Raw genomic sequence first — 14,690 nt, 5'->3', positions numbered from 1 at the left:
CTCAACTCCCCCGATAGGTGGAGTAGGAAAAAGGCGAAACGAGCAGCGGCACATGATAATGACCGCCATCGTCAGCAATGCCGAAGTCAATCGTAACGACGCCAAGGAAGGGCGGATCGGGCAGATCAACGCCATGCTCCCGGAAATAGTCGGCGACCGCGAAGCTGAGCGCATAGCGGCCAGGGCCAAGCGCAGGCAGGCCGGGGCAGCGACCGTCGGCATCGGTCACGCCGGTAAATAGCGGCGCATGGTTGATGTCGAGCAACCGCAAGGTCATGCCTGCCGCGGGACAGCCATGGGCGGTGTCGAGGACATGGGTGGAAAGCCTGCTCATGCCGCTGCCTCCCTGCGCGGCCACTCACCGACAAATTCGGCCTCGTCATAGGCGATCAGGTCCGCGATCAACATGTCGCGGTCGTCGAGGAACAACTGGTCGGTGACCCCGCGTACCAGACGAGGCAAAGCGGTCTGGAGGCCCGAAAGAGCCGAGGCCGAAAGGCCAAGGCTGATGAGCGCGGAGTAGTTGAAGGCGAACAGGCCGTGCAGCAGGGCTTCGCCTTCCGGCGTGCGCGGCAGCAGTTCGAAACCGGGGCCGAGATAGGGATGCGCGTCGATCAGGGCGTTCCTTTCGCCCGCTGGCGCGAAGCGGTCGGCCCACCGCGCGATATGGCGCGAAAGGCCGGCAAGTTCCGGACGCAGGGCCGGATCGCTGACCAGCCCGGTCGAAAGAAGCACGAAATCGAAATCATGCGTGGAGTTCGGCGTCGTCACCCGCACTTTGCCGTCGACATGCTCCACCCCCGTCCAGGGCGACCCCATATGCAGGTCGAATCCGGGCCAGCTCGCCGCGCGCTCGAACGTGTCGTTGGTCGGCGGCTGATTGTGGCCCAGGAAGCTCACCATCACCGCATATTTTTCCGTGTCCGACAGTACCGGATAGCGGCCGGTGAAACCGACGCGCTCCATGAAGCGGATCGGATTGATGCGCGGCAGGACTTTGCGGCGGATGAAGACATGCACTTCGCTGACACCGAGTGTCAACGCGGCATTGGCATTGTCGAAGGCTGACGCGCCGCCACCCAATATGCCGATCGTCTTGCCGGCCATGGAGGCATAATCGACCGGCTCGCTGGTATGGGCATAAAGATGTCGGGGCAGCGCATGCTTGACCATGTCCGGCGTGTGCCATTCGCCGCCTCCCTGGATGCCGGTCGCCAGGATGACCTTGCGAGCCAGCAGCGCGGCTTGCCCTTCGACATGCAGCTTGTGGAGGCCGTCTCCGACAGGCTCGATCGCGTTCAGGCGGGTGTCGTTGCGCACCGGCAGCGCCAGCACCCGCCGATACCAGCGCAGATATTCCATCCAGTCGCCGCGCGCGATCTTGTCCACCGCTTCCCAGCCGGCGGGACCATGCTGCGCTTCCCACCAGGCCCGATAGGCGAGTGCGGGAACGCCGAAATCGATCGGATTGAGTTCCTTGGGCGTGCGCAGCGTGATCATCCGCGCATAGGTTTCCCAGGGGCCTTCATAGCCTGTCGGGTTTTCGTCGATGATCAGGATGTTGGAAACACGCTCGCGCAGCAAACCGAAGGCTGCGGCGAGGCCGCTCTGCCCGCCGCCGACGATGATGACGTCAAACACATGGCCTTGCGGATGAGCGCGCGGCCGCGTCCAGTCCGCGCCGCCAAAGCCGATGAGCGAGAGCTGGCGGGTAAGCTCCGCTTCGAGCGCGGCGAGGCCAATCATTCCTGCGCCTCCCTGTCCTTGAGCCTGAGCCGCACGATCTCCCCGATCTGGGCTAGCGCAGTCGCGATTTCGCTGTCGCGATCATGTGACAGGCGGGCCTCCATCGCCGCCAATATCCCCGCCTTGTCGGTCAGCCGCACGCAGATGATGAAGGGAAAGCCGAAACGGTCGCGATAGGCGGCGTTGAGTTCGTGGAAGCGCGCAAACTCGTCCGGCGTGAGGCGGTCCAGCCCGGCGGACGCCTGCTCGGCGGCGGAGGCGTCGGTCAGGGTGCGATCAATCGCCGCCTTGCCCGCCAGTTCGGGATGCGCGCGGATCAGCGCCAGCTGCTCATCGGGCGTGGCCGCATGAAGCACCGCCATCAAGTCGGCATGGCGGTCGCCGGATGAAGGCAGCGCATCGGCGCGCGCCTCGACCCAGGGGCTATGTTCAAACAAGGCCGTCAATGCGTATTCCCTTCGAGGGACACATGGGCGGAAACCACTTTCCAGCCGTCCGGAAACTTGACCCAACTTTGCGTCTGACGGCCGCGCCGATCGCTATTTTCGCGGAAGAATTCGGCGTCCGCGGTCGCGAAGGAGTCGCCATAGACAGTGATCGCGACTTTCCCCAATTTGCGCTGCGGCGATCCGCCGCGGCCCTTCCGAAATTCGCGTATCTCCTCGATCCCGTACAGCACTTCGCCTACGCCATAGCGATTGGTGGTCGGCGCGTCGTGGAACAGCCGGTCCATCGCCGGTACGTCGTCCTCCATCAGCGCACGCTCATATTCGTGGAAAGCGTCGGTGACTTCCTTGAGCAGGATCGGATCGTCGATAGTCATGCGGGGTGGACCTTCATCCAGTGGCGGGCAATGTCGATGCGGCGCGCGACCCAGGCGTCGCCGCTGGCGATGACATGATCGAGGAAGCGCGCAAGGGCGCGGGCGCGGCCTGGCCGTCCGGCGATGCGGCCGTGCAGGCCGACCGACATCATGCGACCGCCCTCCTCGCGCAACTGGTCGAACGTGTCGCGCAGATATCGGAAGAACTGCTCGCCCTCGGTAAAGCCGTTATAGGCGACGATCTTCATGTCGTTCGCATCGAGCGTGTAGGGGACGATCAACTGGCCCTGGCTGTAATAAGGCAGATCGTCGGCATAGCTGTCCGCGTCGTAGAGAAAGCCGCCTTCTTCCCGCACCAGCCGCGCGGTGTTGGGGGACGTGCGGCCCTGATACCAGCCGAGCGGGCGCGCGCCGGTCAGCTTTTCATGGAGCGCGATCGCCTGCGCGATATGGTCGCGCTCCACATCTTCGGGAACATATTGATAGTCGATCCACCGGTAACCGTGGCTTGCGATCTCCCAGTCGGCGTTTCGCATCGCCTCGACCGCTTCTGGATTCATCGCCATCGCCATCGCCACGCCGAAGACGGTCACCGGCAGTCCACGCTCGGCGAAAAGCCGGTGCAGCCGCCAGAAGCCGGCGCGGCTGCCATATTCGTATAGGCTCTCCATCGCCATGGCACGATCTGGGTGGCTGGCGGCGCCGACCATTTCGGACAGGAAGGCTTCCGACCGCTCGTCGCCGTTGAGGACGGAGTTTTCCGCCCCCTCCTCATAGTTGATGACGAACTGCACGGCGACTCGCGCGCCGCCGGGCCAGCGCGGATCTGGCGGGGTAGCGCCATAGCCAGTGAGGTCGCGGCTCATCCCTCCCAGGCCTCCATCGCCGCGTCCACCGCCGCGCCCGCCGGTAGGCTGAACCCCTCGCGCCGCAGGCAGGCTTCCAGCGCGCCGAGCGTGATCAGTACCTTATGCCGGGCAGCATTGTACCCCATGGCACCGATGCGCCAGATCTTGCCGGCGAGCGGACCGAAGGCCGTGCCGATCTCGATCTCGAATGCCTCGCGCATCATCGTACGGATGCGCTCGCCATCAACGCCGTCAGGGATATAGACCCCGGTCACGTTGGTCATGCGCGTCGCGTCGGCGCCGAACAGGGTCAGGCCCATAGCGCGTAGTCCCGCCGTCATCGCACGGCCGGCGCTCGCATGCCGGGCATAGCGAGCCTCCATCCCTTCCCCCAGCATGATCCGGGCGCATTCCCGCGCGGCGTAGAGCATCGATGTTGCCTCGGTATGATGGTTGAGACGCTTCTCGCTCCAATAATCCATGATCATGGCGAGGTCGAAATAGTTGGAACCGATGCGCGGCCCTGCGCCATCCGTGGTGCCCGCCGCCCGGATGCCGGCCTCGACATGACGCCGGGTGAAGATATGGTCGGCGGCGGCGGTCGAGATAGTGATCGGTGCCGAGCCGGAGGGGCCACCAAGACATTTCTGGAGGCCGCCCGTCACGATATCCGCGCCCCAGCGGTCACTCGTCAGTTCCATGCCGCCGATAGTGGCGGTGGCATCAACATAGAGCAGGGCGCCAGCCGCGTCGACAAGCTCGCCCAGCCCGTCGAGCGGCTGCGCCATCGTCGTCGAGGTGTCACCATGAATGGTGGCGACGATCTTCGGTGCGGTACGTTCAATGGCGGAGGCGATAGAATCGAGGGGAACCGTTTCTCCCCAAGGCGCGTCCACCGTTTCGATGATCGCGCCGACCCGCGCCAATATCTCCTGGAGCAGGAGGCCGAAGCGGCCGAAATTGACCACCAGCACGGTGTCGCCAGGGGTGACCAGACTGACGAGCGACGCCTCTATAGCTGCGCGCGCCGTGCCGTCCACCAGCATGGTCCATCGATTTTCGGTTCCGAAGATAGGCCGGTAGAGCGACATGACCTGGTTCATATAGCCGGTCATCTCGGGATCGAACTGGCCCAGAAGGTCCGCCGACATGGCGCGCAGGACGCGGGGATGCGCGTTGACGGGGCCTGGCCCCATCAGCAGGCGCTGGGGCGGATCGATCTCGCCGAAAAAGGTGAGGTCAGTCTGCGGCAAAGCTATCTCCCAGTCGATCGATGAAGCCCAGCATCACCTGTAGCGCGATTTCGGCGTCGGCGGGATCGACATGCTCGGCGGGGTTGTGGCTGACACCATCCTTGCATCGGATGAACAGCATGGCGGTCGGGCAGAGCGCGGCCATCACCATGGCGTCATGGCCGGCACCGGACACGAGCCGGAATGGCGGCTGGCCCGCGTTGGCGAGGGCCGCGTCCATTATATCCATGAGAGCAGGTGCGCAGGGGCTGGCCGGCAGGTCGTGAACGAGTTCAACCGAAAGCATCAGCCCGCGCGCGATGGCGATTCCGTCAAGCGCGGCGAGCATGTGCCGGGCCACGCCATCGCGGCGACCGGGATCGCCAGAGCGGATGTCGATGGTGAAGCGCGCCGCGCCGGGGATGACGTTGGGCGCGCCGGGCAGCGCCTCGATCCGGCCGACTGTGGCGACGAGATCGGAGGCGTCGTCCTTCGCGATCCGCTCAATCGCCAGCAGCATCTCCGCCGCGCCGGCCAGCGCATCGCGACGGAGCGGCATGGTGGTGGTTCCGGCATGGTTGGCTTGGCCGGTGACGACCGCCTGATAGCGCAATTGCGCGGCGATGCCGGTGACGGTTCCGACGGCGAGACTCTCCGCTTCTAGGACCGGGCCTTGCTCGATATGGGCTTCGAGATAGGCGAGCGGGGCTGCACGGCGCGCTTCCAGAAATTGCGTCACGCCAGCGAAGGCTGGCATCTCTTTTTCTTCGTGCATGGTAGGGGAACAGAGATGCCAGCCTCCGCTGGCATGACAATGGAGGGAGAGGGCATCTTCCAGCGTCACCCCTTCGCCATCCACGACCTCCAGCGCCTCCGCCTTCAGCACACCCGCCACCGCCCGGCTGGTCAGCATGGCGGCGGGGAAGCGCGATCCTTCTTCGTCGCCGAAGGCGATCACCTCGATCGGGAAGGGCATCCGCTTTCCCACGCGGTGCAGCGTATCCACCGCTTCCACGCCCAGCATGATGCCGAGCGGCCCGTCATAGCGCCCGCCATCCTTCACGCTGTCCAGATGGCTGCCGATCAGCAGCGCAGGGGCATCGCCATTCATGCCTTCATATCGCCCGATCAGGTTGGCGGCCGGATCGACCCGGACGCTCATGCCCGCCGCCCTCATCCACTCCGCAAGTCTCCCCTGCGCCGCCGCATAAGCGGGCGTAAGATAGGCGCGGAACAAACCGCCCTCCATATCGCTATAGGGCGCGACGCCCAGCGCGTCGCAGCGCGCCACAGCTCGGGTGCCCCCGCTTACCATGTCGCCACCGCGCCGTCGCTTCGAGGATCAGTCGCGCCGTCCAGCCTGCCATCGCAATGGCGCACGATCGCGCCGGCATGGCCCATGGTCGCGGTTAGCGGCCCAACTCGCTCGACATCATGGCCGGCGTTGGCGAGGTCGGCATACAGTTGGTCATCGAATCCGTCTTCCAGCTTCAGCGTGGTGCTCTCCTCGCCCCAGGTGCGGCCGAGCAGCCAGCGTGGTCCGCTGATCGCCTGTTGCAGGTCGACGCCGAAGCAGGCGTAGCGGCTGAAGAGCGCCGCCTGCGTCTGCGGCTGGCCTTCGCCGCCCATCGTGCCATAGGCCATGACCCGGCCGTCATCGAACCTGACGAGCGCGGGGTTGAGGGTGTGGAATGGCTTGCGGCCGGGCTTGAGCGCGTTCCAGCCGCCCGGCGCGAGGCGGAAGCTGGAGCCTCTGTTCTGCCAGGTGATGCCGGTCCTGGGCAGCACGACGCCGGAGCCGAATTCGAAATAGGTGGACTGGATGCAGCTGACGACCCGGCCCTCGCCGTCCGCCGCCGCGAACCAGCAGGTGTCGCCCCATTGCGGCAGCTGCGGCCATGGCAGTGCCTGCACCGGATCGATCTTCGCGGCCAGGCTGTCGAGCGCGCTGCCATCATCCAAGAGACCCTGATAATCATAATCGTGGAAGGCCTGATCGCCGACATGACGATCACGCAGCAGAAAGGCCTGCTTGGTCGCCTCGACCAGCCCATGGACATGGTCGAAGGCATCGACACTCTCCGCGCCCAGCCGGTCGAACAGGGCGAGGATGAGCAGCGAGGCGAAACCCTGGGTAGGCGGCGCGCTGTTGTAGAGGGTCGCGCCCCTGATCGGAACATGGAGGGGGGCGGGGCGCGTAGCGGCGTGCGCCGCGAGATCGGCGGCGGACACAGGGCTGCCTAGTGCTTCGAGATCGGCGGCGATATCGGCAGCCAGAGCGCCGGTGTAGAAGCTCGCCAAGCCATCAATCGCCAGCCTCTCCAGCGTGTCGGCGAGCGCGGGCTGTTTCAATATGTCGCCTTCGACCAGAGGGCGCCCTTCCGGCTCGAAGGTCGCCCCATAGTCGCCTGGCTGCACCCGCAACTCACCGCCCTTGGCCGCCGCGATGCCCGCGCCGCCCTTCGTCACCGCCACCCCCGCCCTGGCATGGCCGATGGCGTCGAGCAGCAGGCGATCGAGCGGCATCGTTCCGTCGCTCCCCGCCAATGCCGCTTCCCAGCCGGATATGGTCCCCGCGACGGTGTTCGCCGCCAGCGGGCCGCGCGTCGGCACGGCGGCCATCCCTGCATAGAGGGAGAGGTCCGCCTTGATCGCCGCACCGCCGCAGCCATGGATGCCATGCACATGCCCGTCCGGCTCGGCGATGAGCCAGAAGCCGTCGCCGCCTATTCCCGTCATATGCGGATAGACCACGGCCAGCGTCGCAGCTATCGCCACGCAGGCTTCGACCGCATTGCCGCCGTCGCGCAGCACGTCGCACCCGGCCGTTGCTGCCAGATGATGGGGTGCGGTCGCCATACCGCCTCGGCCGGAAACGGTCCGCATCGCCATCAGTCCGGCAAGGCCGCGACATAGGCGCGCACGACATGCGCGCTGTTCACCGAAGCCAGATGTTCGAAGGTATCCTCCATATTCTTGGTGGCGTCGCCGCCGGCAAGGTCGGAAAGGCTGCGGAAGAAGATGGCCGGCACGCGATTGGCATAGGCGACCTGCGCCACCGCCGCGCTCTCCATGTCCAGCAGGCGCGCGCCCCAGGCCTTGCGCAGATATTGGCGAAAGGCCGCATTGTCGGCGAAGATGCCCGCCGATACCCCGGTGCCGCCGATGACGATCTTCGGCGATTTCGGCAGGCACAGCGCGGATCCGGGCAATGCTTCGGGATGATGAGGGACGCAGCGCTCCAACTTCAGAGCGGGCACAACTTTTCGGGCGATGTCCAGCAGCGCGGGATCAACGGCGAAGCGGAAGAAGCGCCGTGCCGGTGTCGTCTCGTTGCCGACCGTGGTGCCGCGCGGGAAGATGAAGTTCCAGTTGGCGGGCGCGTCCGGCCCGGCATTTTCGGGCGGGACATAGCCGGTCCTGGTGCGCCGGGCGAAGCTCGCCTCCAGATACTGGCCCCAACTGTCCGCCACGATCACGTCGCCGATCGACAACGCCGGATCGACGCCGCCGGCGATGCCGGAAAAAACGATGCGCTTCACCGCGAAACGATCGATGACGATCTGGCTGTTCATCGCCGCGTTCACGATTGACACTCCGCTCATCATCAGGATGACCGGCTTGCCCGACATCGTTCCCGTTAGCAGTGTCATGCCATTGATCTTGTGCTCCTGCGGCTGCTCGACATGGGCGACCAGCGCATTCCACTCCGGCCGGTAAGCCGTCATCACCACCGTGCGCGGCGTATCGTCCAGCTTCTGGGCGAAAGCCGGCGCGGCGAAGAAGGAGAGGAAGGCAAAGGTGAAAAAACGGATCATGCGGCGGACATCCAGACGAAGCGGACGACGAACAGTCCGGCAAGAAGGAACAGGAACCAGTCGGTCCTCGTCGCCCGGCCGCGGATCAGTTTCAGTGCCGCATGGGCGGTGATGCCGAAGGCGAGGCCGTTGGCGATGGAGAAGGTCAGCGGGATCATCGCGACGGTGAGGAAGGCGGGGATCGCCGCCATCGGGTCTTCCCACTCGATCTCTGTCAAGGGCAGCAGCATCAGCCCGCCGACGATGATCAGGGCCGGGGCGGTAGCCGCCAGGGGCACGATCTGCGCGTAGGGCGCGACGAACATCGTCGCCAGGAACAGGATGCCGGTGACCACGGCGGTCAGGCCCGTGCGCCCGCCGGCCTGCACGCCCGCTGCGCTTTCGACATAGGAAGTGACGGTGCTGGTGCCCGCGATCGATCCCACCATGGTCGCAACCGCGTCCGTGATCAGGATGCGGTTGAGGCCTGGGATGCGGCCCGCCGCGTCCATCAGGCCGGCGCGCTTGGTGACGGCGACCAAAGTGCCGATATTGTCGAACAGATCGACGAACAGGAAAACGAACAGGATTTCTACAAGGCCGATGCCGTGCGTCCCGGTCAGCCCGAGCACGCCGGGCAGGTCGAGCTTGAACGCCGTGCCGGTGAGCGCGGACAGGTCATAGGGCGCAGGATTGACCGACACTTGCCCGGTCAACCAGCCGACGATGGTGGTGCCAACGATGCCGAACAGCATCGCGCCGCGCACATTCCAGACGCTGAGCGCGCCGATCACCGCTAGCCCCAGCAGGGCCAGCGCCGCGCCCGGCGCCTTGAGGTCACCCAGCGCCACGAAGGTTGCCGGATTGGCGGCGATGATGCCGGCGTTCTTGAGGCCGATGAAACCGATAAACAGGCCGATGCCCCCCGCCACCGCCGCGAACAGATAAGGCGGGATCACCGCAACAATCATCTGCCGCACGCCGGTCAGCGTCAAAATCAGGAAGGCGAGGCCGGAAATGAACACGCATCCCAGCGCCACCGGCCAAGGCACCCCCATCTGACCGACGACAGTGAAGGCGAAATAGGCGTTGAGGCCCATTCCCGGCGCCAGCGCCAGCGGCGTGTTGGCGACCAGGCCCATCAGAATGGAGGCGAAGGCGGCGGCAAAGCAGGTCGCCGCCGCCACCGACGCGACCGGCATCCCCGCCGCGCTCAGGATCGACGGATTGACCAGCACGATATAGGCCATGGTGAGGAAGGTGGTGACGCCCGCCAATATCTCCGTGCGGGTTGTCGTGCCGCGCTCAGTCAGGGCGAAATAGCGGTCGACGCGACTGGTCGGCGGCAGCGCAGTCGCCGCCACGCCCGGCGAAACGACATCTGTCATAATGAATCCCCCTGAAACAAACCCGTCGGCGATGTTACGCCGATCCGCCCCTCTTCTTCCAGCATCACGGCAAAGCGGAATAATGTGTCTTCGTCGCCCGCCTTCCCGATCAACTGGATGCCGATCGGCAGTTGGTCTGGCCGGTGCAGCGGGACGCATAGCGAGGGCAGGCCGGTGAAACTGATCGGCTGGCTGTGGATGCCGAGGTCCGCGCGGGCCGGCGACCAAACCCCATCGATCAGGACTCTGGGATCGGCTATCGGCGGCGCGACGCAGGGTGTCGCCGGCGCGAGCAGTACATCATAGTCGGCGATCAGCGCGTCAATCCGTCGCCGGTAGCGCGTCTTGAAGTCCTGCGCGGCCGCATAGAGTTTGGGCGGCAGCAGCGCGCCGGCGATTAGGCGATCGCGGGTAGCGGGATCGAACGCCATCGGATCCCGCGCCAACGCCGCGCGATGCAACGCCCCGCCCTCCGACGCTGTGATCAGAAACGCTGCCGATCGCGCCGCGCCGATGTCGGGCAGTTCGACCAGAGACGCACTGGGCGCGATTGCGTCGATCGCGTCGATCTGCTCAGGATCGGCATTGTCGCGGAACCGACCGCCCAGTCTTGCGATGCGAGGCGCGCGCGTGGGGGGCGCGAAACTCTTGCCTGTCAGCACGCTCCACACGCATTGCATGTCCTGGATCGACAGGGTGAAAGGTCCGACATCGTCGAAACTGTGCGCGAAGGGGAAGACGCCGCCCATCGGCAGGCCGCCATGGGTGGGCTTCAGACCATAGATGCCGGTGAGGCTGGCGGGCACCCGCACGGACCCATTGGTATCGGAGCCGAGCGAGAAGGGCAGCAATCCGGCCGCGACGATCGCCGCCGATCCACCCGACGATCCGCCCGCCAGCCGATCCAGGTCATGGGGATTGCGCGTCGTGCCATGATGCGCGTTGATCGTCGCGAAGCCATAGGCGAACTCGTCCATGTTGAGCGTCGCTACCAGCACCGCGCCCGCCTTCCGCAGCTTCACGATCGCGTCCGCATCGGCCGTCGCCGGCGGAGCGTCCGCGTAGAGGCCGGAGCCGGCCGTGGTGGGCAAACCCTCCACATCGAACAGGTCCTTGACGCCATAGGGTACCGCCGCCAGCGGCCCCGGATCGCCACCGGCCGCGACGACCGCGTCGATGGCGGCTGCGTCGCGGCGGGCGCGGTCTGCGAGCACGCGGGTGACGGCGACCAGCCGCCCCCCTTCCCGCTCTAGCCCGGCCAGGCATTGCTCCAGAACGGCCTGGGCCGTCACCTCGCGGGAACGAACGGCTTGGGCAATGGCGGTGGCGGACGTCATGCGCATTCTGCGTCCCCCTCCGCCAGGAGAATGCGGGCATGGCGATCAAGCAGCGCCAGATTGGCCAGCACGCCCGGCATACAGGCCGGAAGGATCGGCAAATCGAGCATCGCCGCCACGGCGAGGACGTCTTTGTCGGTCAGGGGAATGGCCGGCACGCGCATCGCTTCGCTCATGTCAGCCCGCCTCCATTTGACGGCGATAGCGCGCGGCCAGCGCGGCGCAGACGAATAGCTGCAACTGGTGGAAGACCATCAGCGGCAGCACGATCATCCCGACGCTGGCCGGCGCGAACAGGGCGCCTGCCATCGGCACGCCCGAGACCAGGCTTTTCTTGGAGCCGCAAAAGAGCAGTACGATCGCGTCCTCTCGCGGCATCTTCAGAAGCCTGGCCACCAGCACATTAGCGCCCATGACGATCGCCAATATGAGGGCGCTCAGAATCAGTAACGCCGCCATATCCCGCCATCCCAACATCAGCCAGATGCCGTTCACCACCGCCGCGCTGAAGGCGGAATAGACGACCAGCAGGATCGATCCGCGATCGACAATTTGCAGGATCCCCTTGTTACGGGTCACGAAGCCGCCGATCAACGGACGCAGCAAGTGGCCCGCGACGAATGGCAGCAACAGTTGCAACAGGATGGCCTCGATCGAATGCCAGCTCATCTGCACGCCGCTTCCGCTCGTAGTCATCAACAGGCTGACCAGCAGCGGCGTCAGCAGGATGCCGACCAGGTTGGAAAGCGAAGCGCTGCACACCGCGGCAGCGACATTGCCGCCGGCGATCGCGGTGAAAGCGATCGACGATTGTACGGTAGAAGGCAATAGTGTCAGATAGAGCAAGCCCGACAGCAATAGTGGATCGATCCACCGGCCCGACAGGCCGACTGCGCCCAGACCAATCGTCGGGAACAGGATATAGGTGGATCCGAACACCAGCAGATGCAGTCGCCAGTTGCCGATGCCCTGCATGATCGCGTCGCGGGACAGCTTTGCGCCATGCAAGAAAAACAGCAGGACGATCGCCAGATCGGCGATCAGCCCGATCCACGCTGCCGCCATGCCCCGGACGGGCAGGAAGGACGCCGTCGCTACTGTCGCTATCAGAAACAGCAGAAACGGATCAAGGGACGGGATAAAGCGGATCGCGCGCATGCGTGATCCTGATGCCTGTTTCACCCCTATCGATCCAACGCAATGATCGGCACGGATCGTTGCAAAAATGAGCGCTTGTCGTCCCTGGGATGCCGTCGGAAAAGGATGCACCATCAGGAGGGCAATGATCGGCCGTCATCATGGCTTCGCTTCTTCCATCATATCCATGAAGTTGCGCGCCGCCTCACGGTCGGCAGGATTCTCGAATGCGGTTTCCAGGTCCGGCGCCGATCCCAGAAGGAACAGCAGCGACCAGATTGCAAAGCGCCTTCCCCGATCAGTCTCAAGACCAAGATCGACCCGCATTCGCTCCACCCCTGCAGCAATAACGGCGTCGGCGCAGGCGGACAGGCGGACGCCGCCAGCGTCTATGTCGATGGCGCGCCGGTCCCCAGATGGGTTCTCTATGGCGGTCTACCGACTTGTGGGACGTGCAGCGGGTGGAAGTGCTGGCGGGCCGCAGTCGACCATTCAGGGCCTCAACGCCCTAGCCGGCGGCATCGTCATCACCAGCAAGGATCCCTCGCTGACCCGCTGGGGCGGCGATGCGCGCGTGCTGTGGACCGAATATGACGATCGCACCTTTTCGGCGGCGTTTGGCGGCCCGATCATCGAGGATGAGCTGGGCGTACGACTATCGGCTGAGCGCCGCAATGATCGCCGCCTCATCTATAACGTCACCCGTGACGAATATAGCGATGCGCTGGAATCGCTCAATCTGCGCGGCAAGATCAAATGGACGCCCAAGGCTATCCCTGGGCTTGAGGCGGTCGCCAGCTATAACCGCGTGCGGCGCGACGGCGGCTATCTCTACGAATATGCCCGCACCGATGCGCCCAATTATTTCCACCATCGCATAGCCACCGGCGACCAGCCGAGCCGGGGCAAGATCGACAACGATCTGGCTGTCTTCAACCTCAGCTATCCGTTGGCCCAAGGCCTGTCGGCCATGTCCACACCAAATTCACCGACTTCGTCCTGCCCGAAGGGGCAAGCAGCACGGTCGAACTCACCGACACCCAATTCCCCTATGCGCCGCGCTGGACCCTGTCGAGCGGCATCAACACGCAATTCGGTCCGGGCTTCGTCGCCAATCTCAACGCCAATTACCGTTCGTCGGTCTTCACCGGCGTCGGCGAGGATCAGGGCCAGTACAAGGTCGGCCCGCGGCTCTGGTTCGCGCGCGGATCATGGGCAGTTGGGCAATCGTGATGATAGCGCGCGGCTTCGCCCCTTGCGCCCGGCCTAATACTCATACATTTTTCCAAAATCGGCTTGGGGCCGCTTGCGCCCCCCATGCGCATACGGCGTTTGAAAGAGGATGGGCAATGAAGGATATGGATCGTCGTTCGGCGCTGATCGGCGCTGGTCTGGCCACTCTGCCGTATGTTGCAGAAGCGCAGACGGTGGCGGCCGATGAGGTCATTGATCTGTGGCCGGGGCCGCCGCCGGGCAAGACCGATGCAAAGATCGTCCGCTCGATCGAACGGCGGCACGAAGATCCCGCACATCCCGATCGCTGGATCCGTGGCATCGACCGGCCGATGATGGTGATGCGCCGCCCTGCCCGTCCCAATGGCGCGGCGATGCTAGCCATTCCCGGCGGCGGCTATGAGTTCCTCTCCTACGACAATGAGGGGACGAGCCAAGCTGAATGGCTCAATGCCCGTGGGATCACCGCCTTCATCCTGCTCTACCGCCTGCCCGCCGAAGGCTGGAACCGGCGGCAGGACGTGCCCCTGCAGGATGCGCAACGCGCGATGCGGCTGATCCGAGCGCGGGCGCGCAGCTTCGGCGTCGATCCCGGCCGGGTCGGCGTCCTGGGCTTTTCAGCCGGCGGACATCTGGCGGGATCGCTGGCGACGCGGCATGCCGAAACCGTCTATGATCCCGTCGATGCTGCTGACTCGCAGCCGGCGCGCCCGGACGTTGCGGGCCTCGGCTATCCGGTGGTCAGCTTGGAGGAGCCCTTCACCCATGCCGGGTCTCGCGACAACCTGCTGGGAACGGGCGCGTCCCCAGCGATGCGCCGTGCCTATTCGGTCGATCGCCGGGTTGATACGCGGACCACGCCCATTTTCATCTTCCATGCGACCGACGATACGCTGGTGCCGCCGGCCAACGCGCTTGCTCTGTTCCGGGCGATGGAGGCAGCAAAGCGCCCCGTGGCGCTGCACATGTTCGAGGATGGCGGTCATGGGTTCGGCGTCAAGCTGCCCAGGACGAAGCAGGGCGCCATCTGGCCCGAGCTGTTCGCCACTTTCGCCGCTGGTCATGGCGTCACCTCCGTCTGATCTACGACTTTCGGCGCACTGGCGCGCCGCGCACTGACCGGCAACATCGGAACGCATGGGTCTCACA

The 14,690-nt window shown here is 65.2% G+C and carries 15 protein-coding genes and 1 pseudogene; 2 read left to right on the top strand and 14 right to left on the bottom strand.

Annotation, left to right across the window (positions count from 1 at the left end):
* Position 1: 1 nt before the first annotated feature.
* From uraH to M529_RS0125315, 14 genes are all read right to left on the bottom strand, one after another.
* Positions 2-334, bottom strand: a complete 333-nt coding sequence (gene uraH / locus M529_RS47285; protein WP_021320166.1) for a hydroxyisourate hydrolase — start codon at positions 332-334, stop codon at positions 2-4.
* The gene (locus M529_RS47280) at positions 331-1,746 is read right to left on the bottom strand and encodes an NAD(P)-binding domain-containing protein (RefSeq protein ID WP_021320165.1); all 1,416 of its coding nucleotides are present in this window, start codon (positions 1,744-1,746) and stop codon (positions 331-333) included. Before M529_RS47280 ends, uraH begins: the two co-directional genes overlap by 4 nt.
* Positions 1,743-2,192: a 2-oxo-4-hydroxy-4-carboxy-5-ureidoimidazoline decarboxylase gene (gene uraD / locus M529_RS47275; RefSeq protein ID WP_021320164.1), complete on the bottom strand. Its 450-nt coding sequence runs from the start codon at positions 2,190-2,192 to the stop codon at positions 1,743-1,745. The genes M529_RS47280 and uraD overlap by 4 nt, the downstream gene beginning before the upstream one ends.
* On the bottom strand, positions 2,189-2,569 hold the full coding sequence (hpxZ, locus tag M529_RS47270) for an oxalurate catabolism protein HpxZ (RefSeq protein ID WP_021320163.1): 381 nt from the start codon (positions 2,567-2,569) through the stop codon (positions 2,189-2,191). Before hpxZ ends, uraD begins: the two co-directional genes overlap by 4 nt.
* A complete protein-coding gene (gene puuE / locus M529_RS47265) occupies positions 2,566-3,435 on the bottom strand; it encodes an allantoinase PuuE (protein ID WP_021320162.1) in 870 nt (289 codons plus the stop codon). Before puuE ends, hpxZ begins: the two co-directional genes overlap by 4 nt.
* The gene (locus M529_RS47260) at positions 3,432-4,613 is read right to left on the bottom strand and encodes a pyridoxal-phosphate-dependent aminotransferase family protein (RefSeq protein WP_084491382.1); all 1,182 of its coding nucleotides are present in this window, start codon (positions 4,611-4,613) and stop codon (positions 3,432-3,434) included. Before M529_RS47260 ends, puuE begins: the two co-directional genes overlap by 4 nt.
* Positions 4,614-4,656: 43 nt before the next feature.
* Positions 4,657-5,964 (bottom strand): allantoate amidohydrolase, encoded by a 1,308-nt coding sequence (locus tag M529_RS47255; RefSeq protein ID WP_031295859.1) that lies wholly within the window; start codon positions 5,962-5,964, stop codon positions 4,657-4,659.
* A complete protein-coding gene (locus tag M529_RS47250; RefSeq protein WP_021320159.1) occupies positions 5,958-7,541 on the bottom strand; it encodes a gamma-glutamyltransferase family protein in 1,584 nt (527 codons plus the stop codon). The genes M529_RS47255 and M529_RS47250 overlap by 7 nt, the downstream gene beginning before the upstream one ends.
* Positions 7,541-8,467, bottom strand: coding sequence for a 5'-methylthioadenosine/S-adenosylhomocysteine nucleosidase (locus M529_RS47245; protein ID WP_021320158.1), 927 nt, complete (start codon positions 8,465-8,467; stop codon positions 7,541-7,543). Before M529_RS47245 ends, M529_RS47250 begins: the two co-directional genes overlap by 1 nt.
* Positions 8,464-9,834, bottom strand: a complete 1,371-nt coding sequence (locus tag M529_RS47240) for an NCS2 family permease (RefSeq protein WP_021320157.1) — start codon at positions 9,832-9,834, stop codon at positions 8,464-8,466. Before M529_RS47240 ends, M529_RS47245 begins: the two co-directional genes overlap by 4 nt.
* Positions 9,831-11,171, bottom strand: a complete 1,341-nt coding sequence (locus M529_RS47235; protein WP_031295857.1) for an AtzE family amidohydrolase — start codon at positions 11,169-11,171, stop codon at positions 9,831-9,833. The genes M529_RS47240 and M529_RS47235 overlap by 4 nt, the downstream gene beginning before the upstream one ends.
* Positions 11,168-11,347, bottom strand: a complete 180-nt coding sequence (locus tag M529_RS47230) for an AtzG-like protein (RefSeq protein WP_021320155.1) — start codon at positions 11,345-11,347, stop codon at positions 11,168-11,170. The genes M529_RS47235 and M529_RS47230 overlap by 4 nt, the downstream gene beginning before the upstream one ends.
* Position 11,348: 1 nt before the next feature.
* The gene (locus M529_RS47225) at positions 11,349-12,329 is read right to left on the bottom strand and encodes a bile acid:sodium symporter family protein (protein ID WP_021320154.1); all 981 of its coding nucleotides are present in this window, start codon (positions 12,327-12,329) and stop codon (positions 11,349-11,351) included.
* Between the two features lie 138 nt (positions 12,330-12,467).
* Positions 12,468-12,707 (bottom strand): hypothetical protein, encoded by a 240-nt coding sequence (locus tag M529_RS0125315; RefSeq protein WP_031295855.1) that lies wholly within the window; start codon positions 12,705-12,707, stop codon positions 12,468-12,470.
* On the opposite strand from M529_RS0125315, the pseudogene M529_RS50490 reads away from it, so the two are divergent.
* Positions 12,651-13,284: pseudogene (locus M529_RS50490) on the top strand (TonB-dependent receptor plug domain-containing protein); the annotation flags it as partial. The gene M529_RS0125315 and the pseudogene M529_RS50490 overlap by 57 nt on opposite strands.
* Positions 13,285-13,657: 373 nt before the next feature.
* Positions 13,658-14,623, top strand: a complete 966-nt coding sequence (locus M529_RS47215) for an alpha/beta hydrolase (protein ID WP_021320151.1) — start codon at positions 13,658-13,660, stop codon at positions 14,621-14,623.
* Positions 14,624-14,690 lie beyond the last annotated feature (67 nt).

Source organism: Sphingobium ummariense RL-3 (assembly GCF_000447205.1).
Classification (GTDB): Bacteria; Pseudomonadota; Alphaproteobacteria; order Sphingomonadales; family Sphingomonadaceae; genus Sphingobium; species Sphingobium ummariense.
This window is presented reverse-complemented; position numbering and strand designations above follow the sequence as displayed.